Below are 2,826 nucleotides of genomic sequence, written 5' to 3'. Positions count from 1 at the left end.
CGCGGGGACCCATAACCACAGCCGGTTCTAGTGAAGCGAGGGACGGGCCACAAGCAGTTTGCTCAAGCCTCGACGTCACGGCGTATGGGTCCCGGCGTTCGCCGGGACGACATCGGATATTTGGAGGGGCCCGCGGGCTACCGAGAGACTTACGCCTCGCCCTCGGTGTCGAACATCGCCGCGGCCATCGCCTCCGCCGCGTTCTTCCCGGCCCACACCACGAACTGGAACGCGGGGTAATAGCGCTCGCAGGCGTGGATGGCGCCGACCAGCATGCTTTCGCATTGCGCGGCGGAAGCAATGAGGCCGCCCGGCAGCACCAGCGCCTGCCGGTACATGATCATGCCGGTGTGGGTCCAGATATCGAAATGGCCGATCCACAATTGCTCGTTGATCGAAGCGATCAGCCGCTGCACCTCAGGCCGGCGGGCGGCGGGAATCTTGATGTCGAAGGCGCACGCCAGATGCAGCGCCTCGATCTCGCCCATCCAGGTGAAGGAAAGCTGATAGTCGGTCCACTCGCCCTTGGAGACGATCGTCACCTCGTCGTCGCCGGAGCGCTCGAACGCCCAGTTGTTATCGGCGGCGATATCCTCGACCACCGCGAGCGGATTGTTTTGGGAATCGATGATGCCTTCGAGGAGGGACATGCCGTCTCGATCCTTGTTCTTCTTGATCTGTTGATACGCACGCGGGGACCGGCGTGCGCGAATGGGTTGCGTCGCCACCGGCTGCAATTCTCCGGGGTTGCCCGGGGCCTGCCGGGATGAAGTGATGTGATTTGCGGAATCCGCGCAACTGCATGCCGAGTCCGTCCACAGCGAAAGCGCGGCCCGTCCACAACTCATAAAAGTCGTAATTATTAATTGAGAACAAATCGGAATCGGATTCGCCGCGTTTACCAATCGTTAACTTTTGCGCTCCGACGTTCTCAGCCCCCCGCCCGTCGCCGAGGCTCTCCCGGGGCGCATGGCGACATGCCGATTCCCCATGCCAAAGGTGCTTGCCCGCCCGTTGGCGTTTGTCCATATTTGCAGACAGGCCGCTCATCCCGGGCGGCCGATGTTCTCAGGGCGGGGTGAAACTCCCCGCCGGCGGTAAGGGTAAAATAGCCCAAGCCCGCGAGCGCCTTCTTTCCTGGAATCCTTGGGAAGAAGGGTCAGCAGATTCGGTGCGATTCCGAGGCCGACGGTTAAAGTCCGGATGAAAGAGAACGGTTGCGGCGGCCGCGCGTTTGCGTGGCTGACGTTGTTCCGTGTGCCCTGATTCTGGTCCTGAAAGAGGAAAGCCATGAATCAGATGCTGCAAGAGCCTGACGTCCAGAAATCCCAAATAGCAATACCCGATACCCCGGAGCGTCCACCCGCGTCCGCGCATCCGCGTTTCGCAAAACCGCAGCGGGTCGCTTTCGTGCAATCCTGCTGGCATCGCGAGGTGGTGGAGGAGTGCCGGATCGCATTTCTTGCCGAGGCCGAGGCGCGCCATATCGCGCGCGCGCAAATCGATCTGTTCGAGGTGCCGGGCTCGTTCGAGATCCCGCTGCATGCGCAACTGCTGGCCAAGACGCGGCGCTATAGCGCGATCGTCGCGGCCGGGCTCGTGGTCGATGGCGGCATCTACCGCCATGAATTCGTCGCCGACACCGTGATCAAGGCGCTGATGGACGTGCAGTTGCGCACCGAGGTGCCGGTGTTCTCCGCGGTGCTGACGCCGCAGCAATTCCATGAGAGCGCGGTGCATGTCGAATTCTTCCGCAGACATTTCGCGATCAAGGGGATGGAGGTCGCGGAAGCCTGCGCCAACACGCTGCTGAGCCTGGAGCGGCTGCGCGGCCAGGTCGCCGCGGGGATCGTGTAGGCCGACGGCGTTTTCGGGCGAACAAAACCCGTCAGAAATGGAGCCTCGGTCTGGTTCAGTCAGAACCGAGGCACCACCATCGGCCGATTGTCATTTCCGCCGCCGGCCATATAAAGTCGGCGAGGGGAGGAGGCACGCCCGTGGAGACGGGCGGCCGGGACGATGATGTTTCAAGGACACGATCCCTATCTCGTCGCGCTCTCGGTGGTGATCGCGATCCTGGGGGGTTACACCGGCTTCGGCCTCGCCGCGCGCATCCGCGGCACGCCGGACGCCGGCCATCGCCTGCTGCTGGCGGGCGCGGCGTTCTTTTTCGCGGTCGGGATCTGGACCATGCACTTCGTCGGCATGCTGGCGGCGCCGCTGCCGGCCGGCACCGTGTATCTGGTGCTGCCGACCATCGTGTCGTTCCTGATCTGCGCGCTGGTGGTCGGCATTTCGCTGTTCTTTGTCAGCGTGGGCGAGCCGTCGCTGTCGCGCGTGGTGTCCTCGGCCGCGCTGCTCGGGCTCGGCATCGCCAGCATGCATTATGTCGGCATGCACGGGCTGTCAGGCGATTTCGCCATCACGCATGACGGCGGCATGGTCGTGCTGTCGGTGCTGATCGCGATCGCCGCGGCCTATGGCGGCCTGCGCGCCTTCCTGGCGCGGCAGGGCGGCGTGCAGCTGATGCTGAGCGCGGTGGCGTTCGGCGTCGCGGTGTCGGGCATGCACTATACCGCGATGGCCGGCATGCATGTGGTGCCGCCGTCCGAGGGATCGCATCGCCACATCGAAGGGCTGGCCGCCTCGGCGCAGATGCTTGCGCTGGTGGTGGCGCTGCTCTGCTTCGTGATCGCGGCGGGCTTCCTGCTGTCGCTGGTGCCGGATCCGCGCAGGAAGGCGGTCGCAACGGCCGATGCGGCTGCCGCCATTCCCGCGGCGGCCGGTCTCAAGGCGGACTTTCCATCGGCCAGCGCCGGCATGGCC

The 2,826-nt window shown here is 64.5% G+C and carries 3 protein-coding genes and 1 riboswitch; of the genes, 2 read left to right on the top strand and 1 reads right to left on the bottom strand.

Going from position 1 to position 2,826, the window contains the following annotated elements; genetic code table 11:
- Positions 1-149 precede the first annotated feature (149 nt).
- Positions 150-650, bottom strand: coding sequence for a YbjN domain-containing protein (locus tag WCE35_RS21220; protein WP_424595277.1), 501 nt, complete (start codon positions 648-650; stop codon positions 150-152).
- Positions 651-1,060: 410 nt separating this feature from the next.
- A riboswitch (FMN riboswitch) is annotated at positions 1,061-1,219 on the top strand.
- Positions 1,220-1,290: 71 nt separating this feature from the next.
- On the opposite strand from WCE35_RS21220, the gene WCE35_RS21215 reads away from it, so the two are divergent.
- Together WCE35_RS21215 and WCE35_RS21210 are read left to right on the top strand one after the other, a co-directional pair.
- The gene (locus WCE35_RS21215) at positions 1,291-1,857 is read left to right on the top strand and encodes a 6,7-dimethyl-8-ribityllumazine synthase (protein WP_424595276.1); all 567 of its coding nucleotides are present in this window, start codon (positions 1,291-1,293) and stop codon (positions 1,855-1,857) included.
- A 165-nt stretch (positions 1,858-2,022) separates the two neighbouring features.
- On the top strand, positions 2,023-2,826 hold an 804-nt coding region (locus WCE35_RS21210; RefSeq protein WP_424595278.1), incomplete at its 3' end, for an MHYT domain-containing protein.

This window comes from Bradyrhizobium sp., assembly GCF_049691595.1.
Classification (GTDB): Bacteria; Pseudomonadota; Alphaproteobacteria; order Rhizobiales; family Xanthobacteraceae; genus Bradyrhizobium.
This window is presented reverse-complemented; position numbering and strand designations above follow the sequence as displayed.

What these genes read in the sequence shown, in the direction of transcription:
- WCE35_RS21220 (WP_424595277.1), bottom strand. Translation starts at nt 650, where the DNA reads ATGTCCCTCCTCGAAGGCATCATCGATTCCCAAAACAATCCGCTCGCG.
- WCE35_RS21215 (WP_424595276.1), top strand. Translation starts at nt 1,291, where the DNA reads ATGAATCAGATGCTGCAAGAGCCTGACGTCCAGAAATCCCAAATAGCA.